19 protein-coding genes and 1 pseudogene are annotated in these 22,082 nt (G+C 68.3%); 11 read left to right on the forward strand and 9 right to left on the reverse strand.

The features are described from left to right. Positions 1–19 precede the first annotated feature (19 nt). Complete coding sequence (locus EDD93_RS10185) at positions 20–700, reverse strand: TetR/AcrR family transcriptional regulator (protein ID WP_123524843.1); 681 nt, start codon at positions 698–700, stop codon at positions 20–22. A 68-nt stretch (positions 701–768) separates the two neighbouring features. Here EDD93_RS10185 and EDD93_RS10190 point away from each other — a divergent pair, with 68 nt between their 5' ends. From EDD93_RS10190 to EDD93_RS10200, 3 genes and pseudogenes are all read left to right on the forward strand, one after another. Continuing rightward, positions 769–1,878: an NAD(P)/FAD-dependent oxidoreductase gene (locus EDD93_RS10190; RefSeq protein WP_123524844.1), complete on the forward strand. Its 1,110-nt coding sequence runs from the start codon at positions 769–771 to the stop codon at positions 1,876–1,878. Between the two features lie 91 nt (positions 1,879–1,969). Next, positions 1,970–2,659 (forward strand): annotated as a pseudogene (locus EDD93_RS10195) (alpha/beta fold hydrolase); the annotation flags it as partial. A 13-nt stretch (positions 2,660–2,672) separates the two neighbouring features. After that, positions 2,673–3,458 (forward strand): AraC family transcriptional regulator, encoded by a 786-nt coding sequence (locus EDD93_RS10200; RefSeq protein WP_123524845.1) that lies wholly within the window; start codon positions 2,673–2,675, stop codon positions 3,456–3,458. A gap of 70 nt (positions 3,459–3,528) precedes the next feature. Here the strand turns inward: EDD93_RS10200 and dnaB are convergent, their stop codons facing one another. Next, a complete protein-coding gene (gene dnaB, locus EDD93_RS10205; protein ID WP_123524846.1) occupies positions 3,529–5,007 on the reverse strand; it encodes a replicative DNA helicase in 1,479 nt (492 codons plus the stop codon). Between the two features lie 459 nt (positions 5,008–5,466). On the opposite strand from dnaB, the gene EDD93_RS10210 reads away from it, so the two are divergent. Continuing rightward, positions 5,467–6,804 (forward strand): MATE family efflux transporter, encoded by a 1,338-nt coding sequence (locus EDD93_RS10210; protein ID WP_123524847.1) that lies wholly within the window; start codon positions 5,467–5,469, stop codon positions 6,802–6,804. A 106-nt stretch (positions 6,805–6,910) separates the two neighbouring features. Here the strand turns inward: EDD93_RS10210 and rplI are convergent, their stop codons facing one another. The 4 genes from rplI to rpsF form a co-directional block, all read right to left on the reverse strand. After that, positions 6,911–7,357, reverse strand: coding sequence for a 50S ribosomal protein L9 (gene rplI / locus EDD93_RS10215; RefSeq protein WP_073733221.1), 447 nt, complete (start codon positions 7,355–7,357; stop codon positions 6,911–6,913). Between the two features lie 18 nt (positions 7,358–7,375). Then, entirely contained in the window at positions 7,376–7,612 is a 237-nt protein-coding gene (rpsR, locus tag EDD93_RS10220; RefSeq protein ID WP_003967857.1) for a 30S ribosomal protein S18, read from the reverse strand. 43 nt (positions 7,613–7,655) lie between these two features. Next, positions 7,656–8,285, reverse strand: coding sequence for a single-stranded DNA-binding protein (locus EDD93_RS10225; RefSeq protein WP_123524848.1), 630 nt, complete (start codon positions 8,283–8,285; stop codon positions 7,656–7,658). A 74-nt stretch (positions 8,286–8,359) separates the two neighbouring features. Then, complete coding sequence (gene rpsF, locus EDD93_RS10230; RefSeq protein WP_018101872.1) at positions 8,360–8,650, reverse strand: 30S ribosomal protein S6; 291 nt, start codon at positions 8,648–8,650, stop codon at positions 8,360–8,362. A 280-nt stretch (positions 8,651–8,930) separates the two neighbouring features. On the opposite strand from rpsF, the gene EDD93_RS10235 reads away from it, so the two are divergent. From EDD93_RS10235 to EDD93_RS10245, 3 genes are all read left to right on the forward strand, one after another. Then, complete coding sequence (locus EDD93_RS10235) at positions 8,931–9,245, forward strand: hypothetical protein (protein ID WP_123527684.1); 315 nt, start codon at positions 8,931–8,933, stop codon at positions 9,243–9,245. Positions 9,246–9,436: 191 nt separating this feature from the next. Next, positions 9,437–10,573, forward strand: coding sequence for a peptidoglycan bridge formation glycyltransferase FemA/FemB family protein (locus tag EDD93_RS10240; protein WP_123524849.1), 1,137 nt, complete (start codon positions 9,437–9,439; stop codon positions 10,571–10,573). A gap of 109 nt (positions 10,574–10,682) precedes the next feature. Next, positions 10,683–11,714 (forward strand): alanine racemase, encoded by a 1,032-nt coding sequence (locus EDD93_RS10245; RefSeq protein ID WP_123524850.1) that lies wholly within the window; start codon positions 10,683–10,685, stop codon positions 11,712–11,714. A 44-nt stretch (positions 11,715–11,758) separates the two neighbouring features. On the opposite strand, the gene EDD93_RS10250 is transcribed toward EDD93_RS10245, so the two are convergent. Continuing rightward, positions 11,759–13,255, reverse strand: a complete 1,497-nt coding sequence (locus EDD93_RS10250; RefSeq protein ID WP_123524851.1) for a glycosyltransferase family 87 protein — start codon at positions 13,253–13,255, stop codon at positions 11,759–11,761. Between the two features lie 132 nt (positions 13,256–13,387). Further along, positions 13,388–16,114 (reverse strand): transglycosylase domain-containing protein, encoded by a 2,727-nt coding sequence (locus EDD93_RS10255; RefSeq protein ID WP_123524852.1) that lies wholly within the window; start codon positions 16,112–16,114, stop codon positions 13,388–13,390. Between the two features lie 401 nt (positions 16,115–16,515). Here EDD93_RS10255 and EDD93_RS10260 point away from each other — a divergent pair, with 401 nt between their 5' ends. The 4 genes from EDD93_RS10260 (at position 16,516) to EDD93_RS10275 (ending at position 20,467) form a co-directional block, all read left to right on the forward strand. Then, a complete protein-coding gene (locus EDD93_RS10260) occupies positions 16,516–17,220 on the forward strand; it encodes a PadR family transcriptional regulator (protein ID WP_123524853.1) in 705 nt (234 codons plus the stop codon). Positions 17,221–17,282: 62 nt separating this feature from the next. Further along, the gene (locus EDD93_RS10265) at positions 17,283–18,365 is read left to right on the forward strand and encodes an inositol-3-phosphate synthase (RefSeq protein ID WP_123524854.1); all 1,083 of its coding nucleotides are present in this window, start codon (positions 17,283–17,285) and stop codon (positions 18,363–18,365) included. A gap of 167 nt (positions 18,366–18,532) precedes the next feature. Beyond that, on the forward strand, positions 18,533–19,801 hold the full coding sequence (locus EDD93_RS10270; RefSeq protein ID WP_123524855.1) for an MFS transporter: 1,269 nt from the start codon (positions 18,533–18,535) through the stop codon (positions 19,799–19,801). 48 nt (positions 19,802–19,849) lie between these two features. Beyond that, positions 19,850–20,467 carry a hypothetical protein gene (locus tag EDD93_RS10275; RefSeq protein ID WP_123524856.1) on the forward strand — a complete coding sequence of 206 codons (618 nt, stop codon included), beginning with the start codon at positions 19,850–19,852 and terminating at the stop codon, positions 20,465–20,467. Positions 20,468–20,604: 137 nt separating this feature from the next. Here the strand turns inward: EDD93_RS10275 and EDD93_RS10280 are convergent, their stop codons facing one another. Continuing rightward, positions 20,605–22,047, reverse strand: a complete 1,443-nt coding sequence (locus EDD93_RS10280; protein ID WP_123524857.1) for a CCA tRNA nucleotidyltransferase — start codon at positions 22,045–22,047, stop codon at positions 20,605–20,607. Between the last annotated feature and the right edge of the window lie 35 nt (positions 22,048–22,082).

Below are 22,082 nucleotides of genomic sequence, written 5' to 3' on the forward strand. Positions count from 1 at the left end.
CGCGGCCCCTGGCACCGCGTCACTTCGAGAGGCGCGCCTCGATGCCGTCGAGCAGGAAGTCGAGGCCGAGCGTGAACGTCTGGTCCGCGTCCAGGTGGGCGGCGTCACGCACCACCGCGGCCAGGGCGGGGAAACGGCCGGTGGCGAACGTCCGCACCAGGTAGGGCCCGAGCTCGGCCTGCCAGCGCTTCTCGTCCATTCCAGTGGCCCGTTCGGCACGCCGCTCGGCGTTCTCCCGACGCACCGCGCCGATCACGTACGCGTTGACCGCGCCGACCACCGGCATGGCGGCGTCCACATCGACATCGCCCAGCGCGGCCACCAGGATCTCCCCGTTGGCCAGCGCGTTCGGTCCAAGCTGGGGCCGCCCGCCCAGCAGATCGGCCAGCCATTCGTGCTCGTGGGCGGCGCGCCGGGTGGCCTCGGCATGAGAGCGGAGCACCTCACGCCAGCCGTCCCCGACCGGGTGGATCCCGGCGTAGGCGGCGTCGACCATCAGGTCGAGCAGCTCCTCCTTGCCGGCGATGTAGCTGTACAGCCGCATCGGACGCACGTCCAGCGCGGCGGCGACCTTGCGCAGTGACACCGCGCCCAGGCCGTCCGCGTCGGCCAGCTGGATCGCCGCTCGCACGATGCGCTCCCGGCTCAACGGGACGGGCACGGGGCGATTCGGGGGCTCCGGCCTCTCCCACACCAACATGCCGCTCACAATACATCGCATGGAGCGATACAGTGTTTCGGCCAATACAGTGTCTCGGAGGAACGCTCATGACCGTCGCCATCGCCGGGGCCGGCCCCGGCGGCCTGGCCCTTGCCCGGGTGCTGCACGTGAACGGGATCGAAGCCACCGTGTACGAGCGGGAACCCTCCCGCGACGCACGCGGTCAGGGCGGCATGCTCGACATCCACTCCGGTCAGCAGGCGCTGCGCGAGGCCGGTCTGATCGACCGGTTCCACGCGATGGCCCGGGGCGAGGGCCAGGACATGCGCCTCCTGGAGCCGGACGGCACCCTGCTCCTCCAGGAGGACACGCCCGATGACGCCCCGCCCGACCGCCCCGAGATCGACCGCGCCGACCTGCGCGACCTGCTGCTGGACTCCCTCCCCGACGGTGCGGTGCGCTGGGGGCACACCTTCGAATCCGCCAGGAACGGCCTGCTCCACTTCTCCGGCGGCGGCAGCGCCACGTACGACCTGCTGGTCGGCGCGGACGGCGCGCACTCCCGGGTCCGCGCGCTGCTCACCGACGCCCGCCCGGCGCACATAGGCCAGAACGTCGTCGAGATCGGCATTCCCGACATCGACCGCACGCACCCCGGCCTCGCGGCGATGGTCGGGCGCGGCAACTACTGGGTGCTCGGCAACGGGATCTCCCTGGCGGCGCAGCGCAACGGCGACGGCCGCGTTCGCATCGGCCTCAGCTTCTACAACACCCCTGAGGACTGGTTCGCGACCAGCGGGATCCCGTTCGACGACCCGGCCGCCGCCCGAGCCCGGCTGATCGACCTGCTCCCCGGCTGGGACCCGCGGATCACCGCACTGATCAGGGCCTGCGACGACACCGTCGTACCTCGGTCGCTCACCACGCTCCCGGCCGGACTGACCTGGCCGTCGGCGCCGGACATCACGCTGCTCGGCGATGCCGCGCACCTGATGCCGCCGGTGGGAGAGGGCGCCAACATGGCACTGCTCGACGGCGCTCTGCTCGGCCTCGCGCTGGCCGCGCACCCGGACGACGTCCCCGCCGCCGTCAAGGAGTACGAACGCGAGATGTTCGAACGCACCGGCGCCGCCGCCCGGATGTCCGCGAAGATGCAGGAACTGCTGATGTCACCGGACGCCGGCCAAAGGATGCTCGAGTTCTTCCAGCCCGGCTGACGGCCGAAAGCGCGGCGTTCCGGCGGGCATTCGTCCTCGCGACGACATTTGTACAAGACCGGCAGCCGGTGGCGCGGGCATCGTCTCGTGCATGGGACATGAAGACGTCACACACCCGCACGGAATGCACGTGGTCCGCCACGGTCCGCGCCAGGCGCCGCCGCTGGTGCTCATCCACGGGTCGGGGTCCTCCGGCAGCTCCTGGGACCCGGTGGTATCGGCACTCGCCAACCGGCACCACGTCGTCCGGATCGACCTCCCGGGTCACGGCCAGTCCCCGCCCTCACCGTCGTACGACGTGCCTGAACAGGCCGACCGCCTGGCCACGGTGCTCGACGGGCTCGCCCTCGGCCGGGTCACCGCGATCGGCCACTCCAGCGGTGGCTACATCGCCACCGCGCTCACCTAACAGCGCCCCGAGCTGGTCGGTTCGCTCGCACTGATCAGCAGCGGCCCGAGCCCGGACGCGCTGCTTCCGCAGCCGGCCCTCCTGCGGATGCTGATCGCCCCGCCGCTGGGCCCGCTCCTGTGGCCGGTCCGCTCGGACGCGATGCTCCGAAGAGGGATGACCGCGGTATGCAAGCGCCCGGTGGACATCCCCGACAAGCTGGTCGCCGAGGCCCGGGGCATCGGCTACCGCACGTTCAGGGCGGTGCTGCGCCGGAACACCGCGTACATCGCCGAACGAAGCGTCCCCGAACGCCTCGCCGCCCTCGACGTTCCGGTCCTGGTGATCTTCGGCGCTGCGGACCCCCGCTGGGAACCGTCCTCGGCACACCACTCCGGGTATCAGCATGGCCGGGTTCGACCAGCGTGTACCGGCTCTCGTGGACATCAGCATGGTCGCGCACCCATCGCTCACCCTGCTCGTGGACCTGAGCGAGGGGGCCGGCCCCGTCCACGACACCGACGGCGGGCGCGTTCACGGCAGTGTGGCCGTCGGACTGATTCCGGGCGGCCTTCGAGTCAGCGGCCCTACGGCCGAACGGTGCCGGTGCCTCCAGATCCGGCTGTCGCCGGTCGCGGCCGCCACGGTGCTCGACGCATCGACCGAGCTCGTCGGGACGGTGGTCACCCTCACCGACGTCTGGGGTCGCGACGCCGCGCGAACCGAGAACAGGCTGCGCGCCGCCACCTCGTGGAACGAACGGTTCACGATCGCGGCGGATGTCCTGGGCCGACGGCTGAACGCCCGCCCACCGCTCGATCGCGAGGTGGTTGCCGCCTGGGGGCGGATCCAGGCCGTCCGCGGACAACTGAGGGTCGGCGATCTGGCGTCCGAGGTGGGCTGGAGCCGAAAGCGCCTCTGGTCCCGCTTCCGGTCCCAGATCGGCCTCACCCCCAAGCACGCCGCCCGGCTGGTGCGCTTCGACCACGCGGCTCACCTGCTCGCGGCGGGTGACGCCACCGCCCGGGTGGCGGCCGTGAGCGGCTATGCAGACCAGTCCCATCTCCACCGCGAGATCAGGGCGTTCACCGACGCCACGCCCGCAGCCCTGGCCGCCGCGCCGTGGCTGGGGTTCGACGACATCGCATGGCCGGCTTCCTCCGGCCCGCCGTCGTCGCGCGATTCACCGTAGGAAGCGGGCTGGGGGTCCCCCTCCGTCGGATCCTGGCGACCGCCCGAATCCGGGACGTGCACGGCACCGGTCAGGTCTGCGCCATGTCCACGAAGCGCGAGTAGTGCCCCTGGAAGGCGACGGTGATCGTCGCCGTCGGGCCGTTACGGTGCTTGGCCACGATCAGGTCCGCCTCGCCGGCCCGCGGTGACTCCTTCTCGTAGGCGTCCTCGCGGTGCAGCAGGATCACCATGTCGGCGTCCTGCTCGATGGAACCGGACTCACGGAGGTCGGAGACCATCGGCTTCTTGTCCGTCCGCTGCTCCGGGCCACGGTTCAGCTGGGAGAGCGCGATGACCGGCAGTTGGAGTTCCTTGGCGAGGAGCTTGAGGTTTCGGGACATGTCCGAGACCTCCTGCTGACGGCTCTCGGCACGCTTCGAGCCACCGGACTGCATCAGCTGCAGGTAGTCGATGACCACCAGCTTGAGATCGTTGCGCTGCTTGAGGCGACGGCACTTCGCCCGGATCTCCATCATGGAGAGGTTCGGGGAGTCGTCGATGTAGAGCGGGGCGGCGGAGACGTCCGGCATCCGTCGGGCCAGCCGGGTCCAGTCCTCGTCGGTCATGGTGCCCGAGCGCATGTGGTGGAGCGCCACCCTGGCCTCGGCGGACAGCAGACGCATCGCGATCTCGTTGCGGCCCATTTCCAGGGAGAAGATCACGCTGGGCAGGTTGCTCTTGATCGAACAGGCTCGGGCGAAGTCCAGTGCGAGCGTGGACTTACCCATGGCGGGCCGGGCCGCGATGACGACCATCTGGCCGGGGTGGAGGCCGTTGGTCAGGGCGTCGAGGTCGGTGAATCCGGTCGGTACCCCGGTCATCTCCCCGCTGCGGGAACCGATCGCCTCGATCTCGTCGAGCGCGCCCTCCATGATGTCGCCGAGCGGCAGGTAGTCCTCGCTGGTCCGCTGCTCGGTGACGGCGTAGATCTCGGCCTGTGCGGAGTTGACGATGTCATCGACATCTCCGTCGGCCGCGTATCCCATCTGCGTGATCTTCGTACCGGCCTCGACGAGACGGCGGAGCACCGCGCGCTCATGAACGATCTCCGCGTAGTACGAGGCGTTGGCCGCGGTCGGCACCGACTGGACCAGCGTGTGCAGATACGGGGCTCCGCCGACCTTGGTGATCTCGCCGCGCTTGACGAGTTCGGCCGCCACGGTGATCGGGTCTGCCGGCTCGCCCTTGGCATAGAGGTCGAGGATCGCCTGGAAGACGGTCTCGTGGGCGGGGCGGTAGAAGTCGTGGCCCTTGATGATCTCCACGACGTCGGCGATGGCGTCCTTGGACAGGAGCATGCCGCCGAGGACCGACTGTTCCGCGTCGAGATCCTGGGGCGGCACCCGCTCGAATCCCGGGGAACCGCCCTCCCAGCCGTTGCTCTCCCGGCCGCGGTCGTGCTGCTCACCTCGGTCACGGCCCTCGCCCCGGCGCTGGCGGGAAACGGGCAGCCGGTCGCTGGGGCCGGTGTCGGCCCAGGGGTCGTCCAAGGGCTCGGGGATACTCATCCGGCCGCCTCCTCCCGTCCGCTCCGCGGACCTAGCCGTGCCACTCTTTCTTACGGCACGGCACCGACAAACAAGACGCCCGACTCCGGTTGCGGTGTGTCGGGTTCTGCCGGTTTCCAGGGCCGAAACGGGGTGGGGGCGCCGCACCACGGTAGGCCTCCGAGCACCGTCAGCCAATCTGGTTATCCACAGGGCATGTGGACGACGGACCAGATGCTGTGGAGAACCACGCAGAACCTGTGCACGGACCGGGGGACAGCACTGTGGACAAACTCATAGCACCCCCGCCATCACGGCCCTGACCTGCACGTTTCCCATCCACCGGCTGTGGGGGAGAAAAACTTTCCGAGTCGGCGCAAGATCACGGCAACACACGCGCAGCAGAACACCGAACTCCCACAGATGTAAGGATCAATAAGGGATTGCATCTGTTACCTGTGGAAGATTAGATTGGCCCCCATGACCCAGGCACCGGCGAGCCCGCCGCCCAGCCGCCGTCGGCACGACCGCGAGATCATCGCACTCGCGGTTCCCGCCTTCGGCGCGCTCGTGGCCGAGCCCCTTTTCGTCATGGTCGACAGTGCCATCGTCGGCCATCTCGGGACCCCGCAACTGGCCGGCCTGGCCGTTGCGGCAGCCCTCCTGACGACCGGCGTGAGCATCTTCGTCTTTCTCGCGTACGCCACCACAGCAGCGGTCGCCCGACGCGTCGGTGCCGGAGACCTGACCTCCGCGATCCGTCAGGGCATGGACGGCATCTGGCTGGCCATCGCCCTCGGCCTGGCGGTCATCGCCCTGGTGTTCCCGCTGGCCCCGTGGCTCGTGGAAATCTTCGGGGCATCGCACACCGCGGCCCCGTATGCGACCACCTATCTGCGGATCTCCAGTCTCGGCATCCCCGCCATGCTCATCGTGCTGGCCGCGACCGGTGTGCTCCGGGGTCTGCAGAACACCCGTACCCCGCTCTATGTCGCCATCGGCGGTTTCACGGCGAACGCAGCCCTCAATGTGGGGCTCGTCTACGGAGCCGGCCTCGGCATCGCCGGATCGGCCTGGGGAACGGTGATCGCCCAGATCTCAATGGCGGTGGCCTATCTCGTCGTGGTCGTCCGGGGAGCCCGTCGGCACGGGGCCTCACTGCGGCCCGACGTCGCAGGCATCAGGGCCAGCGCCCAGGCAGGCGTCCCCCTCCTGGTCCGTACGCTGTCGCTCCGCGCCGTCCTGCTCATCGCCACCGCTGTCGCCGCCCGACTCGGCGACACCGACATAGCCGCGCACCAGATCATCCTCTCGCTGTGGAGCCTGATGGCCTTCGCGCTGGACGCCATCGCCATCGCCGGGCAGGCCATCATCGGACGGTACCTGGGAGCCGATGACACAAGGGGCGCGCGTGAGGCCTGCCGCCGCATGGTGCAGTGGGGCGTCGCCTCCGGCGTGCTGTTCGGAGTGCTGATCGTCCTCGCCCGACCGCTGTTCGTGCCGTTGTTCACCAGCGACCAGTCCGTCCAGGACACCCTCTTCCCCGCCCTGCTGGTGGTGGCCCTGACCCAGCCGGTCGCCGGGGTCGTCTTCGTCCTGGACGGCGTGCTGATGGGCGCCGGGGACGGCCCGTATCTGGCCTGGGCCATGCTCGTCACCCTGGCGGTCTTCGCCCCGGTGGCCCTGCTCGTTCCGACCCTCGGCGGTGGGCTGACCGCACTGTGGTGTGCGATGACCCTGATGATGGTCGTTCGCATGGCGACGCTCTGGCTACGGACCCGCTCGGGCAAGTGGCTGGTCACCGGCGCCGCTCGCTGAGCCACCTGGTCCGGGGCGTGTTTCACGTGAAACACGCCCTAGACACGGCGAAGGGCCGCACCTCAAGAGGTGCGGCCCTTCACTGTTCTGCTGAGATGCGGCCTGATCAGGCAGCAACAACCTCGACGCCGAGCTTCGCAGCGACCTCGGGGTGCAGACGCACGGACACCTGGTGTCCGCCGAGCGTCTTGATCGGCGAGCCGAGCTCGACGCGACGCTTGTCGACGTCCGGACCACCGGCGGCCTTGATCGCCGAGGCGATGTCGGCCGGGGTGACGGAGCCGAAGAGACGGCCGGCGTCGCCGGAGCGAACGGCCAGACGGACCTTCACGGCCTCGAGCTTGGACTTGATCTCGTTGGCCTGCTCGATCGTGGCGATCTCGTGGATCTTGCGGGCGCGGCGGATCTGCGCCACGTCCTTCTCGCCGCCCTTGGTCCAGCGAATGGCGAAGCCACGCGGAACCAGGTAGTTACGGGCGTACCCGTCCTTGACGTCAACGACGTCGCCAGCAGCACCGAGGCCGGAGACCTCGTGGGTGAGGATGATCTTCATGATTCGGTCACCCTTCCCTTATCGCGCGGTGGACGTGTAGGGCAGCAGCGCCATCTCACGGCTGTTCTTGACAGCCGTGGCGACGTCACGCTGATGCTGCGTGCAGTTGCCGGTGACGCGGCGGGCACGGATCTTGCCACGGTCGGAAATGAACTTCCGCAGCATGTTCGTGTCCTTGTAGTCCACGTACTGGGTCTTGTCCTTGCAGAACGCGCAGACCTTCTTCTTAGGCTTGCGCACAGGCGGCTTCGCCATGGTGTTTCTCCTGTGTGATCAAGAAGTGGGGGTACGAGCTGCCCTAGAAGGGCGGCTCGTCCGAGTAGCCGCCGCCAGATGAACCAGAACCGCCGGAACCGCCGGAGCTTCCGCCCCAGCCGCCTCCGCCGCCCTGCTGGCCCCCGCCCTGCTGGCCGCCGGCCGGCGCGCTCGTGGCCCACGGGTCGTCGGCGGGAGCACCGCCACCGCCCTGCTGGCCACCAGCACCGGGACCGCCGCCCCAGTTACCGCCACCCTGCTGACCGCCGCCGTATCCACCCTGGCCCTGGCCGCCCTGGCCACCGCGACCGGTGGTCTTGGTGACCTTGGCGGTGGCGCTCTTGAGACTGGGGCCGACTTCCTCGACGTCCAGCTCGTAGACCGTGCGCTTGACGCCCTCGCGGTCTTCGTACGACCGCTGCTTCAGCCGGCCCTGCACGACAACGCGCATGCCTCGCGTGAGCGACTCGGCGACGTTCTCCGCCGCCTGCCGCCAGACCGAGCAGGTGAGGAACAGGCCTTCGCCGTCCTTCCACTCATTGGTCTGCCGGTCGAAGATGCGGGGAGTGGACGCGACGCGGAACTTCGCGACCGCCGCACCGGACGGGGTGAAGCGCAGCTCGGGGTCGTCGACGAGATTGCCGACGACCGTGATGACGGTCTCGCCTGCCATGGGTGAACCTCTCGGCGGGGATTGCTTCTGGCTGCTTGCTGCTACTCGAACCCGATGACCACTGAGCTAGAAGCTCAGTGGATCTCGGGACGGAGGACCTTGGTCCGGAGGACCGACTCGTTCAGGTTCATCTGGCGGTCGAGCTCCTTGACGACCGCAGGCTCGGCCTGCAGGTCGATGACCGAGTAGATGCCCTCGGGCTTCTTCTTGATCTCGTAAGCGAGCCGACGACGGCCCCAGGTGTCGACCTTCTCAACCTTTCCTTCGCCCTCACGGACGACGGAGAGGAAGTTCTCGATCAGCGGGGAGACTGCTCGCTCCTCGAGATCGGGGTCGAGGATGACCATCACCTCGTAGTGACGCATGTGGAACCCACCTCCTTTGGACTCAGCGGCCACGGTCGTTCCGTGGCAGGAGGGTCGTGATGCGTAAGCAACAGTGTCTCCGAGTAAAACAGCCGCCACTGACAACGCCCTCCCTCGAGGAGGGGCTGATGTGGGGTGGCCTGGGCAGACACCGGTGCAGACCGTCCAGAGTACCCGCAGACAGGCTTCCGGTTGAAATCCGGTGGTCAGGAGACGCAATCTGTACACATCGGGTGTGAGCGGCGCCACGATGCGCCGCCTTTCGGCCAGGAGGTACTCCATGGCACACGCAGTGCGACCCCGCTCGTCCGTCTCCCTCTTCGCCACGGACGGAAAGGCTCATCCACTCCAGGACGCCCTGGTGGCGGTGACGCTGGCCCTCGGCATCCTCGCGTTCGTCACGGCGTGGTTCCACGGCCTGCATCTGATCAGCTCGTGGGCCGGGCTCGTCGGAATTCTCGTAGGCGCGTACGGGCAGTACATCTCCGTGACGACGCGGGAGAGGTTCCCGCTGATCCTCGGTATCGGAGCCTCTGCCATCGGGTTCTTCCTCGGCATGGCCCACGGCGGCCTCTTCGGCGGCGTGGTGGGCTGAGTCCGCCCGTATCCGGCGGCCCCGGCACGGGCCCGGGGCGGCGTCGCAGCCCGGCGCCGCCCCCCGCACCACCTGCCGGAACCGTCCCGGTACGACAGGGCCAGACCGCGCGCTTCCCGGTCACAGTAGGCTTCGGCGCGAGAGCCGGAGCCCCTGACCGATGGGGACACACCTGCCGAGGAGCGCCCCGCATGAGCCTGACCCTGAGGACCATCAGCCGAGAGCAGCATCTGGCATACATCCAGAGTCTGCCCGCGGCGAGTCACATGCAGGTCCCGGCATGGGCGGATGTGAAGGCCGAGTGGCGCTCGGAGAGCCTGGGCTGGTTCAAGAGCGGCGGGGGGTTCGACAAGGGCGAGGAGCTCGTCGGCGTCGGCCTGGTGCTCTACCGGCAGCTGCCCAAGATCAAGCGGTACCTCGCCTACCTGCCCGAGGGCCCGGTCATCAACTGGTACGCCCCGAACCTGGCCGACTGGCTGCAGCCGATGCTGACGCACCTCAAGCAGCAGGGCGCCTTCTCCGTGAAGATGGGTCCGCCGGTCGTCATCCGCCGCTGGGACGCACACGCGATCAAGGCCGGTATCCAGGACCCCGAAGTGAAGCGCCTGCGCGACGTCGAGGCCACCCACATCGAGCCCCGCGCATTCGAAGTCGCGGACCGGCTGCGGAAGATGGGCTGGCAGCAGGGCGAGGACGGCGGTGCCGGCTTCGGTGACGTACAGCCTCGCTACATCTTCCAGGTGCCGCTGGCGAACCGTTCGCTCGAAGACGTCCACAAGGGCTTCAACCAGCTCTGGCGGCGCAACATCAAGAAGGCCGAGAAGGCCGGCGTCGAGGTCGTCCAGGGCAGCTACGCCGAGCTCGCCGAGTGGCAGCGGCTGTACGAGATCACGGCCGAGCGCGATCACTTCCGGCCGCGCCCGCTCGGCTACTTCCAGCGCATGTGGACGGCCCTCAACAACGAGGACCCCAACCGGATGCGGCTGTACTTCGCCCGTCACGAGGGCGAGAACGTCGCGGCCGCGACCATGCTGATCGTCGGCGGTCACGTCTGGTACTCCTACGGTGCCTCCGCCAACCACAAGCGTGAGGTCCGGCCCTCGAACGCGATGCAGTGGCGGATGCTCCGCGACTCGTACGCCATGGGCGCCACCGTCTACGACCTGCGCGGCATCTCCGATTCGCTGGACGAGACCGACCACCTCTTCGGACTGATCCAGTTCAAGGTGGGTACCGGCGGCCAGGCGGCGGAATACCTCGGCGAGTGGGACTTCCCGCTCAACAAGCTGCTGCACAAGGCCCTAGACATGTACATGTCCCGCCGCTGATCCGTGGCGCAAGGCTGACGAAACCGGCTTCATTCGTTTCAATGGGTTCTTCAAGTAGCTCTTCACACCGCTGATACACCGCAGCCACCAGAAAGGTTCCGGACCGGCCATGGCGCTCTCCCTGTACGTCGACACCGCGCGCTGGCGGGCGCACCAGAAATCCGTGCTCGATCAGTTCCCCGGGCTCGTACCGGTCTGCAAGGGCAACGGGTACGGCTTCGGTCACGAACGGCTGGCCGACGAGGCGATCCGTTTCGGCTCCGACACGCTCGCGGTCGGCACCACCTACGAAGCGGCCCGGATCAAGGACTGGTTCAGCGGCGATCTGCTGGTGCTCACGCCGTTCCGGCGGGGTGAGGAGCCGGTACCGCTGCCCGACCGGGTCATCCGTTCCGTCTCGTCCGTGGACGGGGTGCACGCCCTGGTGGGCGCCCGGGTCGTCATCGAGTGCATGAGCTCGATGCGGCGGCACGGCGTCAAGGAGGAGGAGCTCGGGCAGCTGCACGCCGCCATCGAGGACGTACGGCTCGAAGGCTTCGCCCTGCACCTGCCGCTGGACCGCACGGACGGCTCCGACGCCGTCGAGGAGGTCATCGCCTGGATGGACCGCCTCCGGGCGGCCCGGCTGCCGCTGCACACGATGTTCGTCAGCCACCTGCGCGCCGAGGAACTGGGCCGGCTCCAGCAGCAGTTCCCGCAGACCCGCTTCCGCGCCCGCATCGGGACCCGGCTCTGGCTCGGCGACCACGAGGCGACGGAGTACCGGGGCGCGGTGCTCGACGTCACACGCGTCGTCAAGGGCGACCGGTTCGGCTACCGGCAGCAGAAGGCCGCGTCCGACGGCTGGCTGGTGGTCGTCGCGGGCGGTACGTCGCACGGGGTGGGCCTGGAGGCCCCGAAGGCGCTGCACGGCGTGATGCCGCGCGCCAAGGGCGTCGCCCGCGCCGGCCTGGCCACCGTAAACCGCAACCTGTCGCCGTTCGTCTGGTCCGGCAAGCAGCGCTGGTTCGCGGAGCCGCCGCACATGCAGGTGTCGATCCTGTTCGTGCCCTCGGACGCCGAGGAGCCGAGGGTCGGCGACGAGCTGGTGGCCCACCTGCGCCACACCACCACGCAGTTCGACCGCCTCGTCGACCGCTGAGCCGCCCGGGGCCGCCGCGAGAGCCGCGGCCCCGAGCCCCTCGCTCAGTCGGCGGCCGGCGTGCCCCCGGTGCCCCACTCCACGCGTGGCCCCTGGACCGTGAGTGCGGCATGGCGCGGCGGATACGCGGCCGTGCGGCCCAGCACGAAGGCGTCCGGCGCCCCGTCGAGCACCCCGCCCGACGGATCGTCCGACCCGTCGTTCCGTACCCCGTCCCGCTCCGGCATCAGGATGTCCCGCACGACCACCGCGCAGAGGTACAGCGTGCCCAGCAGGTGCAGGGCGATGGCGAGCTGGTAGCCCTCCGTCGGCAGGCCCTGGTGCTTGTCGCCGCTCGTCGTGTAGGCGAGGTACATCCAGATCCCCAGGAAGTACATGACCTCGCACGCCTGCCAGATCAGGAAGTCCCGCCAGCGCGGCCGGGCCAGCGCGGCGAGGGGGATCAGCCAGAGCACGTACTGCGGTGAGTAGACCTTGTTGACGAGGATGAACACCGCGACGACGAGGAACGCGAGCTGTGCGAACCGAGGCCTGCGCGGCGCCGTCAGCGTCAGCGCGCCGATCGCGGCGCACAGCGCGACCGTCGCCAGCGTCGAGACGGTGTTGACCGTGCTGACGTCGATCGATTCACCGGTGCGCTGAGTGATGATCAGCCAGAAGGAGCCGAAGTCGATCGAGCGTTCCTCGCTGAAGGTGTAGAACTTCTTCCACCCGTCGGGAGCGAACAGCATCACCGGCAGGTTGACGACCAGCCAGGAGGCCGCGGCGCCGAGCGTAGCCACCCAGAACGCCCGCCACTTCCCGGCCCGCCAGCACAGCACGAAGGCCGGCCCCAGCAGCAGCACGGGATAGAGCTTGGCGGCCGTTGCCAGCCCGACCAGGATGCCGAACGCCAGCGGCCGGCTACGGGACCACATGAGCATCGCCGCGGCCGTGAGGGCGACGGCCAGCAGGTCCCAGTTGATCGTGGCGGTGAGGGCGAAGGCGGGGGCGAGGGCGACCAGGAGGCCGTCCCAGGGACGGCGCCGGTGCGTGCGCGCGACACAGACGGCGATGATCGCGGTGCAGATCATCAGCATGCCCGCGTTGACCAGCCAGTAGACCTGCTCCTGGTGCTGGATCGAACCACCCGGGGTCAGCCAGGCCGCGATCTGCATGAACACCCCGGTAAGGACCGGGTACTCCAGGTACTGCATGTCGCCGGGCAGCCGGTCGAAGTAGGGCACCAGACCGTCGGAGAAGCCGCGCCCGGCGTAGAGATGCGGAATGTCGGAGTAACAGGCGTGGGTGTACTGGGAGCCGGCGCCCTGGAACCAGGCCCAGTTGTAGCAGGGCAGCTTCTGCACCATGCCGAGCGCGAACATCCCCAGTGCGACCAGCGCGACCGCACCCACGGGGGTGAGTGCGGTGGTGCCGAGCCGCGACCAGCGGCCCGACCTCCCGCCGATCAGCTCGCTGCCCGCCGCGGCGATCTCGTCCTCACGCGTGGGCCGTACGACGGGCCGTTCCTGCTGCACGCTCGTGTCCTCTGCACTTGGCATGCCGCACATCCTGCCGTACCGGACTGTGCGAACGACGAGGGCCGCCGCACCGTGTGGTGCGGCGGCCCTCGTCGTGGCTGTCGGACTCCCTCGCGCCGGCCTGCCGGCCGGGCTCAGGCCGCTTCCCGGACGCTACCCGGGCGGCCCACCGAAGATGTCGCCGTTGCCCCCGTCGGGGGGCGGACTGGTCCCGCCGGGATCACCGTTGCCCGCCGTCGTCCCGTCCGAGGTGCCGGGCGTACCACCGTTGTCCCCGCCGGTCGTGGTGGGATCGGTGCCGCCGGTCTCCCCGCCGTCGGACGTACCGCCGTTGTCGTTCTGGCAGTTCCAGTCCCAGGTGCCGCAGCTCTCCGTCGGGTCGGGCGTTGTCGACGGCGTGGACGAAGGGCTGGGCGGGGGCGTGTCGGACGGGGTCGTGGACGGGCTCGGCGGCGGTGTGTAGCTGGGCGTCGGCTTGGGGCTGCTCGCGCCGCCTCCGTAGACCTTCTCGCCGATCGGCTCCGCCTTCGGGAAGTCCACGACCTTCTGGCCCTTCATGGCCTCGGCCATGTAGTCGTGCCAGATCTGGGCCGGGAACGAGGCACCGTGGATCTTCTCCTCACCGCCGGTGCCGTACATCTTCTCGAACTTGCGGCCCTTGTGCTTCTCGTTGTCGTCCAGCCGGTACATGCTGATCGCCGTCGAGAGCTGCGGGGTGTAGCCGACGAACCAGGCGGAGAGGTTGTCGTCCGTCGTACCCGTCTTGCCCGCCACATCGCGGCCCGGAATCTTGGCGGGCGTACCCGTACCCTTCTCGACGACGTTCTTGAGCACGTCGGTCACGTTGTCGGCGACGACATTGTCGAAGGCGCGCTTGGTGACCGTCTCGTGCTGGTAGATCACCTTGCCGAGCTTCTTCACCTGCGTGACCGAGAACGGCTCGCGCTGCTGGCCGCTGGCCGCGAACGTGGCGTACGCGCCGGCCATCCGGATCACGCTCGGCGAGGACGTACCGATGGAGAACGACGGAACGTTCGAGTTCGCCATCTGGTCGTCGTCCTTGAGACCGGCCGCCATGGCCGCCTTCTTGACCTTGTCGGTGCCCACGTCCATGCCCAGCTGGACGTAGGGGGAGTTGGCGGACACCTCCATCGCCTTACGAAGGGTGACGTTGCCCTCGGAGTGGTTGCCGTCGTTGGTCTGCAGCCACTCCTCGCCCTTCTCATTGGTCCAGATGTCGCCGTTGTACTTCTTGATCTTCAGCCTGTTGTTGCCGTTGTAGATGCTCAACGGCGAGACCTTCTCGCGCTCCGAGTCGTCCTGGTCCGGGCCGAGCTTGGGGTCCCGTTTGCCGTACTCCATCGCGGCCGCCAGCACGAAGGGCTTGAAGGTCGAACCCACCGCGGCGCCGGTCGGGTTGGCGTTGTTGGTGTAGTGCTGGGTCGCGTCCTTGCCGCCGTAGATCGCCTTGATGGCGCCGGTCTCCGGATCGACGGACCCACCACCGAACTGGACGTGCGTGTCCTTGTCCGGGCGCTTCTTGGGGTCGATGTTCTTGTCGTAGACCCGCTTGACCGCCTTGTTCAGCTGCCCGACCTTCTCCCTGTCGAAGGTCGTGTGGATCTCGTAGCCGCCCTGGTTGAGCATTTCGGGGGTGACGCCTTGGTCGTTATTGGCCAGGAAGTACTTCCTGGCGAGCTCGACCATGTAGCCGGTCTGGCCGCCCAGCTGGGCGTCCTTCTTCAGCGGCTTGGGCATCGGGAACTTCTGGTACTTGTCGTGATCGGCCTTCGACAGCCGGCCGTCCTTGAACTCCTCGTCGAGGATCCACCGCCAGCGCTTCTTCGCCCGGTCCAGGTTCTTCGCCGGCGTCGCCTGCTCCGCGTCGACGTCCGGAGCACCTGCCGGGTCGTAGTAGCTGGCGCCCTTGAGCAGGGTCGCGAGGAAGGCGCACTCGCTCGGGTCCAGGTCCGTGGCGTCCTTGCCGTAGTACGTACGGGCCGCCGCCTGGATACCCGAAGCGCCACGCCCGTAGTACGAGACGTTGAGGTACCCGGCCATGACCTCCTTCTTGTTCCCCTGCTCGCCGACCTTCAGCGTGATGAAGAGCTCCTCGACCTTCCGGCTCAGGGTCTGTTCCTGGGAGAGCCGCGAGTTCTTCACGTACTGCTGCGTGATGGTCGAGCCACCCTGCGTCTGGCCGCCCTTGGCCATGTTCCACACGGCCCGGCCGATACCCATCGGGTCGATGCCCTTGTCGTGCTCGAAGGACTTGTTCTCCGCCGAGATGACGGCGTTGCGCATCGCCTCGGGAATCTGCTCGTAGGCGATGACCTGGCGGTTGGCCGCACCACCGGTCGCGACCATCTGCGTGTTGTCCGACCAGTAGTAGACGTTGTTCTCCGCCTTCGCGGCATCGTTCACCTTGGGCATCGTCACCATCGCGTACGCGATGCTGGCAACGCCCAGCAGAAGGCCCACGAATCCGATGCACAGGCCGGAGACGAGCTTCCACGACGGCATCCAGCGACGCACACCGCGCTTACCCGCGCGCGGGTAGTCGATGAAGCGCTTCTTGGCCGGGCGCTGGCTCCCGCGCCCTCGGCCCCTGCCGGGGCCCTCGGCCCCGTCGTCGCCACCGCCCCGGCGCCGCCCTCCGCCGTCGGAACCACCGCGCCCGCCGGAGCCGCGCTGGGCGGCCCGTCTCGCGGCGGCACGTCCGCCGTACGGGGTGTCCCCGTCGTGCGCATCGGAAGGTGACTCCGCAGTGACGCTGCGTGACGGTTCCGCGCGGCGTCCTGAGGACTGCTGGGTGGCTCGTCTGGTCGCTGCACGCCCGCCACCTTGCGGCTGCGGCGTTTTGCGACGGTGCTCGCTCATCGAACGACTACTCCTCGGGCAGGCGAGAACGCCTGGAAGCGGCAGTTGAGATCCGGTCCCCCCGAATTACGGACCAGCCCTGCGACGGGCACGTCCGCAGCGCGTCCGGTCAGTCCGCGAAGACTGACGCGGTCGGGCGTCACACGGTTCCCGGTGGTCTGCATGCCGGACAGACTACGCACGGTCAAAACCCTCCTTGGACCGAACTTCACCTCAAATTACGCAAGTCGGTTCCTAAGAATTAGTGATGTGACGCCGTTCACTAAGGCCCCCCTTGCCCCAGCAGAGACTCCGATCTATCGTGCTGATGTATCGAGTCGATACATCAGCTCGGTACATCGGCCCGGCATACCAGCCCGGCGCAGGGACGGACGAGGCACTCGGAGAAGGAGGAGGCGAGGTTGAGCAGACGCTCCGGCATCCTTGAGTTCGCTGTCCTCGGACTGCTCCGCGAGTCCCCGATGCACGGCTACGAGCTGCGTAAACGCCTCAACACATCGCTGGGGATCTTCCGTGCCTTCAGCTACGGGACCCTCTATCCCTGCCTCAAGACGCTGGTCGCCAACGGCTGGTTGATCGAGGAGCCGGGAAACGCTCCACCGGACCTTCCGACCGGCTCCGGCCGGGCGGCGGCGCCTTCCTCTTCTCTGGCAGGGCGCCGCGCCAAGATCGTCTACCGATTGACGGCGGAAGGTAAGGAGCACTTCGAGGAGCTGCTCTCGCAAACCGGCCCCGACTCCTGGGAGGACGAGCACTTCGCTGCTCGTTTCGCCTTCTTCGGACAGACGGAGCGCGAGGTGCGGATGCGGGTGCTGGAAGGCCGTCGCAGCCGGCTGGAGGAGCGTCTCGAGAAGATGAGCGCCTCTCTGGCCCGCACCCGTGAGCGTCTCGACGACTACACACTTGAGCTTCAGCGACACGGCATGGAGTCCGTGGAGCGCGAAGTGCGCTGGCTGAACGAGCTCATCGAGAGCGAGCGGTCGGGACGGGATCAGCGACGATCCTCGCCCGAGGGCTCAGCTCAGCAGAACACCGCAGGAGAGCCGGACGGCCTGCCCCGGCGGGGTAACAACCCGCCGGATCCGTCCGGCGACACCGCCAAGTGAGGTCCCCGCAGATCCGCGGGGACCTCATCAGGAACATCCATTACACACAGGGAGCAACCGGAATGGGTTCGGTTCGCGTAGCCATCGTCGGCGTGGGCAACTGCGCCGCCTCGCTGGTCCAGGGCGTCGAGTACTACAAGGACGCCGATCCGGCCGGCAAGGTGCCCGGCCTGATGCACGTCCAGTTCGGCGAATACCACGTACGGGACGTCGAGTTCGTCGCCGCCTTCGACGTCGACGCGAAGAAGGTCGGCCTCGACCTCTCGGACGCCATCGGCGCCAGCGAGAACAACACCATCAAGCTCTGCGACGTGCCGAACGCCGGACTGACCGTCCAGCGCGGCCACACCCACGACGGGCTCGGCAAGTACTACCGCGAGACCATCGAGGAGTCGACCGAGGCCCCGGTCGACATCGTCCAGATCCTCAAGGACCGCAAGGTCGACGTCCTGGTCTGCTACCTGCCCGTCGGCTCCGAGGTCGCTGCGAAGTTCTACGCGCAGTGCGCCATCGACGCCAAGGTCGCGTTCGTCAACGCCCTCCCGGTCTTCATCGCCGGCACCAAGGAGTGGGCGGACAAGTTCACCGAGGCCGGTGTCCCGATCGTCGGCGACGACATCAAGTCGCAGGTCGGCGCCACCATCACGCACCGCGTGATGGCGAAGCTGTTCGAGGACCGGGGCGTCGTCCTGGACCGCACCATGCAGCTGAACGTCGGCGGCAACATGGACTTCAAGAACATGCTCGAGCGTGAGCGCCTCGAGTCCAAGAAGATCTCCAAGACGCAGGCCGTCACCTCGCAGATCCGTGACCGCGAGCTCGGTGCGGACAACGTCCACATCGGCCCGTCGGACTACGTGGCCTGGCTGGACGACCGCAAGTGGGCGTACGTGCGCCTCGAGGGCCGCGCCTTCGGTGACGTTCCGCTGAACCTGGAGTACAAGCTCGAGGTCTGGGACTCCCCGAACTCGGCCGGTGTCATCATCGACGCCGTCCGCGCTGCGAAGATCGCCAAGGACCGCGGCATCGGTGGCCCGATCCTCTCCGCGTCCTCGTACTTCATGAAGTCCCCGCCGGTCCAGTACTTCGACGACGAGGCCCGCGAGAACGTCGAGAAGTTCATCCGGGGCGACGTCTCCAACTGACGCCGCCTGCGTAGGGCCTCCTCTCCGGTTCAGGCCGAATCCGGCCAGGAGGCCCCGGTTGCGCCGGCGCGGCACAGCCGGGAGCGGTGACGCTCCCGGGCTCCGCACCGTTGAGGGTCCCCGGGCAATCCGCCCGGGGACCCTCAACGTATGTGACCCTTGCTCCCATGCCCGTCGTGCGCGACCTGCGCGTTCTCCTGCGCCTTCGGAACTTCCGCCGCCTGCTGGCCGTACGGGTGCTGTCCCAGTCGGCCGACGGCGTCTATCAGGTGGCGCTCGCGACACACGTGGTCTTCTCCCCGGAGAAACAGACATCGGCGGGCGCCATCGCCTCCGCCATGGCCGTGCTGCTGCTGCCCTACTCGCTCATCGGGCCGTTCGCCGGAGTACTCCTGGACCGCTGGCCCCGCCGCCAGGTCTTCCTCTACGGCAACCTGCTGCGCGCCGGACTCGCGTGCTGCACGGCGCTCCTGATCCTCGGCTCCGCACCGGACTGGCTCTTCTACGCCTCGGCCCTGTGCGTCACCGCCGTCAACCGCTTCGTCCTGGCCGGCCTCTCCGCCGCGCTGCCACGCGTCGTCGACCGGGAACGGCTGGTCCTTGCCAACTCCCTCTCCCCGACCGCGGGCACCCTCGCCGCGACGGCGGGCGGCGGCCTCGCCTTCGTCGTACGGCTGCTGCTGGCGGACTCCGACGCGGCGGTGGTGCTGCTGGGCGCGGCTCTTTACCTCGCCTCGGCGGTGGCGTCCCTGACCCTTGCCGCCGGACTCCTCGGACCGGAGCGGGGCAGCAGCCCGCTCCCGCTGCGCAGGGCTCTGGCCACGACCGCCCGCGGCCTGGGCGCCGGGCTGCGCCATCTGGCGGAACGCGAGCACGCCGCACGGGCGCTGGCCGCCATAACGGTGATCCGCTTCTGCTACGGGGCGCTGACGGTGACGGTCCTGATGCTGTGCCGGTACGCCTGGGCGGACACCGAGTCGCACGGACTGGCGCTGCTCGGGCTCGCGGTGGGGGTGTCGGGTGCGGGGTTCTTCGCCGCGGCGGTGCTGTCTCCCTGGGCCGTGGCACGGCTCGGCCGCTTCCGCTGGATGACGGTGTGCTCGGCGGCCGCAGCCGTCCTCGTGCCGGCGCTGGGACTGTGGTTCACCCCCACACCGATGCTCGTCGCCGCCTTCGTGCTCGGGCTCGTCACCCAGGGCGCGAAGATCGCGACGGACACGGTGGTGCAGACCTCGGTGGACGACGCCTTCCGCGGCCGGGTGTTCTCGCTCTACGACGTGCTGTTCAACGTGGCCTTCGTCGGCGCGGCCGGCGCCGCCGCCCTCATGCTGCCTCCTGACGGCAGGTCGGCCGCAGTCGTGATCGGAGTGGCCGCGCTCTACGCCCTGGTGGCCATGACCCTGTTCCGCTGGAGCCGAGCCGGTGAGGTCGTATAGCGTGCGCGCGTCAAAAGAAAACTGTGCATGATTCACGGGGGAACGCGCATGACCTATCCGCCTCAGCAGGGCCCTGGACCATACGGGCAGCAGCCTCCCCAACAGCCCTACCCGCAGCAGCAACAGCCCGGATACGGCTACCCCCAGCAGCAGCCGGCGTACGGCTCGCCGCAGCAGCAGGGATACGGCTCGCCACAGCAGCCCTACCCGCCGCATCAGGGGCAGCAGCCCTGGGGCGGCCAGCCCGGCGGCCCGGCCCCACAGGGTATGCCGCCCCAGGGGATGCCCCCGCAGGGCCCGCCGCAGAACATGTCCGGCGGCAAGAAGGCCTTCCTCGCGGTGCGCAACATCATCATCATCGTGGTGGCCCTCGGCGCGCTGGCAGGGCTCAAGTTCGGCTGGGACAAGATATTCGAGTCCGACGCCAAGGCCGCAGCGGTCGGCGACTGCCTGGAGAACAAGGGCACCAACCTCAGCCCGGACATGGAATCCGCTGACTGCGATTCGAATGCCGCCGAGTTCAGGGTTGCCGCAGTGCACGACGACTCCTCCGACACCGATCTCTGCGATGCGGAGAAGTACGTCGCGTACACCGAGACCTCCGGCAGCCGGAAGAGCCGGAGCAGCGTGGTGCTCTGCCTCATGCCGATCAAGCCGGGGGGCTGATCCTCCGGTTCGGGAAGCGAGACGGATCGAGGGGCGCTGTTTCACGTGAAACAGCGCCCCTCGACATACGCTTCGCCGGTCATGTTTCACGTGAAACATGACCGGCAGCCATCACAGCCATAGCGGCTTCGCGAGGCTCAGCTCTGCGATTCCCACCACTTCTTGAGCTCCGCGACCGCCTCGTCATGTTCCATGGGGCCGTTCTCCAGGCGCAGTTCCAGCAGAAACGCATACGCCTTGCCGATGACCGGTCCGGGTCCGACGCTCAGGACCTGCATGATCTCGTTGCCGTCCAGGTCCGGCCGGATCGCATCGAGCTCCTCCTTGTCCTGCAGTTGCGCGATGCGTTCTTCCAGTGCGTCGTAGGTCCGCGAGAGAGCAGCCGCCTTGCGCTTGTTCCGCGTGGTGCAGTCCGAGCGAGTGAGCTTGTGCAGCCGCTCCAGCAGAGGACCCGCATCACGCACATAGCGGCGGACCGCAGAGTCGGTCCACTCCCCGTCTCCGTACCCATGGAAGCGCAGGTGCAGCTCCACCAGCTTCGAGACGTCCTTGACCATGTCGTTGGAGTACTTGAGGTCGGTCATCCGCTTCTTGACCATCTTGGCGCCCACCACCTCGTGGTGATGGAACGAGACCCGCCCGTCCTTCTCGAAGCGCCGGGTCCTCGGCTTGCCGATGTCATGAAGCAGGGCGGCAAGACGCAGAACCAGGTCCGGGCCGTCCTCCTCCAGGTCGATCGCCTGCTCCAGAACGGTCAGGGAGTGCTCGTACACATCCTTGTGACGGTGATGCTCGTCACTTTCGAGCCGGAGCGCGGGGAGCTCGGGAAGGACTTGCTGCGCCAGTCCGGTGTCGACAAGAAGCGCCAGCCCCTTCCGGGGGTGCGAGGAGAGCAGGAGCTTGTTGAGCTCCTCGCGGACCCGCTCGGCGGAGACGATTTCGATCCTGCCCGCCATTTCCGCCATCGCCGTGACCACATCGGAAGCCACTTCGAAGTCCAGCTGCGCGGCGAATCGTGCCGCCCGCAGCATGCGCAGCGGATCGTCGGAGAAGGACTCCTCAGGGGTGCCAGGGGTACGCAGGACGCGCTCCGCCAGGTCCTCGATGCCACCGTGGGGGTCGATGAAGTCCTTCTGCGGCAGTGCGACAGCCATCGCGTTGACCGTGAAATCACGGCGTACGAGGTCGTCCTCGATCGAGTCACCGTAGGAAACTTCCGGCTTGCGCGAGGTTCGGTCGTACGCCTCGGACCGGTATGTGGTGACTTCGATCTGGTACCCGTCCTTCTGGGCGCCCACCGTGCCGAAAGCGATCCCGACCTCCCACACCGAGTCCGCCCACGGCCGGACGATCTTCAGGACGTCCTCGGGGCGGGCATCTGTCGTGAAGTCCAGGTCGTTCCCGAGCCTGCCCAGAAGTGCGTCCCGGACCGAGCCACCGACCAGGGCGAGACTGAATCCGGCATCCTGGAATCGGCGGGCGAGATCGTCGGCGACCGGGGACACCCGGAGCAGTTCACTGACTGCGCGGTGCTGCACCTGGGTCAGGGCACTGGCGTTGTCTTCATTGGCATTCGGCACAACAGAAAAGGGTACGTGCCCGGACCGGCCCGGAC

Source organism: Streptomyces sp. 840.1, assembly GCF_003751445.1.
Taxonomy (GTDB): domain Bacteria; phylum Actinomycetota; class Actinomycetes; order Streptomycetales; family Streptomycetaceae; genus Streptomyces.

Coding starts and splice junctions, on each gene's coding strand:
- EDD93_RS10185 (WP_123524843.1), bottom strand. CDS start 700: ATGTTGGTGTGGGAGAGGCCGGAGCCCCCGAATCGCCCCGTGCCCGTC.
- EDD93_RS10190 (WP_123524844.1), top strand. CDS start 769: ATGACCGTCGCCATCGCCGGGGCCGGCCCCGGCGGCCTGGCCCTTGCC.
- EDD93_RS10200 (WP_123524845.1), top strand. CDS start 2,673: ATGGCCGGGTTCGACCAGCGTGTACCGGCTCTCGTGGACATCAGCATG.
- dnaB (WP_123524846.1), bottom strand. CDS start 5,007: ATGAGTATCCCCGAGCCCTTGGACGACCCCTGGGCCGACACCGGCCCC.
- EDD93_RS10210 (WP_123524847.1), top strand. CDS start 5,467: ATGACCCAGGCACCGGCGAGCCCGCCGCCCAGCCGCCGTCGGCACGAC.
- rplI (WP_073733221.1), bottom strand. CDS start 7,357: ATGAAGATCATCCTCACCCACGAGGTCTCCGGCCTCGGTGCTGCTGGC.
- rpsR (WP_003967857.1), bottom strand. CDS start 7,612: ATGGCGAAGCCGCCTGTGCGCAAGCCTAAGAAGAAGGTCTGCGCGTTC.
- EDD93_RS10225 (WP_123524848.1), bottom strand. CDS start 8,285: ATGGCAGGCGAGACCGTCATCACGGTCGTCGGCAATCTCGTCGACGAC.
- rpsF (WP_018101872.1), bottom strand. CDS start 8,650: ATGCGTCACTACGAGGTGATGGTCATCCTCGACCCCGATCTCGAGGAG.
- EDD93_RS10235 (WP_123527684.1), top strand. CDS start 8,931: ATGGCACACGCAGTGCGACCCCGCTCGTCCGTCTCCCTCTTCGCCACG.
- EDD93_RS10240 (WP_123524849.1), top strand. CDS start 9,437: ATGAGCCTGACCCTGAGGACCATCAGCCGAGAGCAGCATCTGGCATAC.
- EDD93_RS10245 (WP_123524850.1), top strand. CDS start 10,683: ATGGCGCTCTCCCTGTACGTCGACACCGCGCGCTGGCGGGCGCACCAG.
- EDD93_RS10250 (WP_123524851.1), bottom strand. CDS start 13,255: ATGCCAAGTGCAGAGGACACGAGCGTGCAGCAGGAACGGCCCGTCGTA.
- EDD93_RS10255 (WP_123524852.1), bottom strand. CDS start 16,114: ATGAGCGAGCACCGTCGCAAAACGCCGCAGCCGCAAGGTGGCGGGCGT.
- EDD93_RS10265 (WP_123524854.1), top strand. CDS start 17,283: ATGGGTTCGGTTCGCGTAGCCATCGTCGGCGTGGGCAACTGCGCCGCC.
- EDD93_RS10270 (WP_123524855.1), top strand. CDS start 18,533: ATGCCCGTCGTGCGCGACCTGCGCGTTCTCCTGCGCCTTCGGAACTTC.
- EDD93_RS10275 (WP_123524856.1), top strand. CDS start 19,850: ATGACCTATCCGCCTCAGCAGGGCCCTGGACCATACGGGCAGCAGCCT.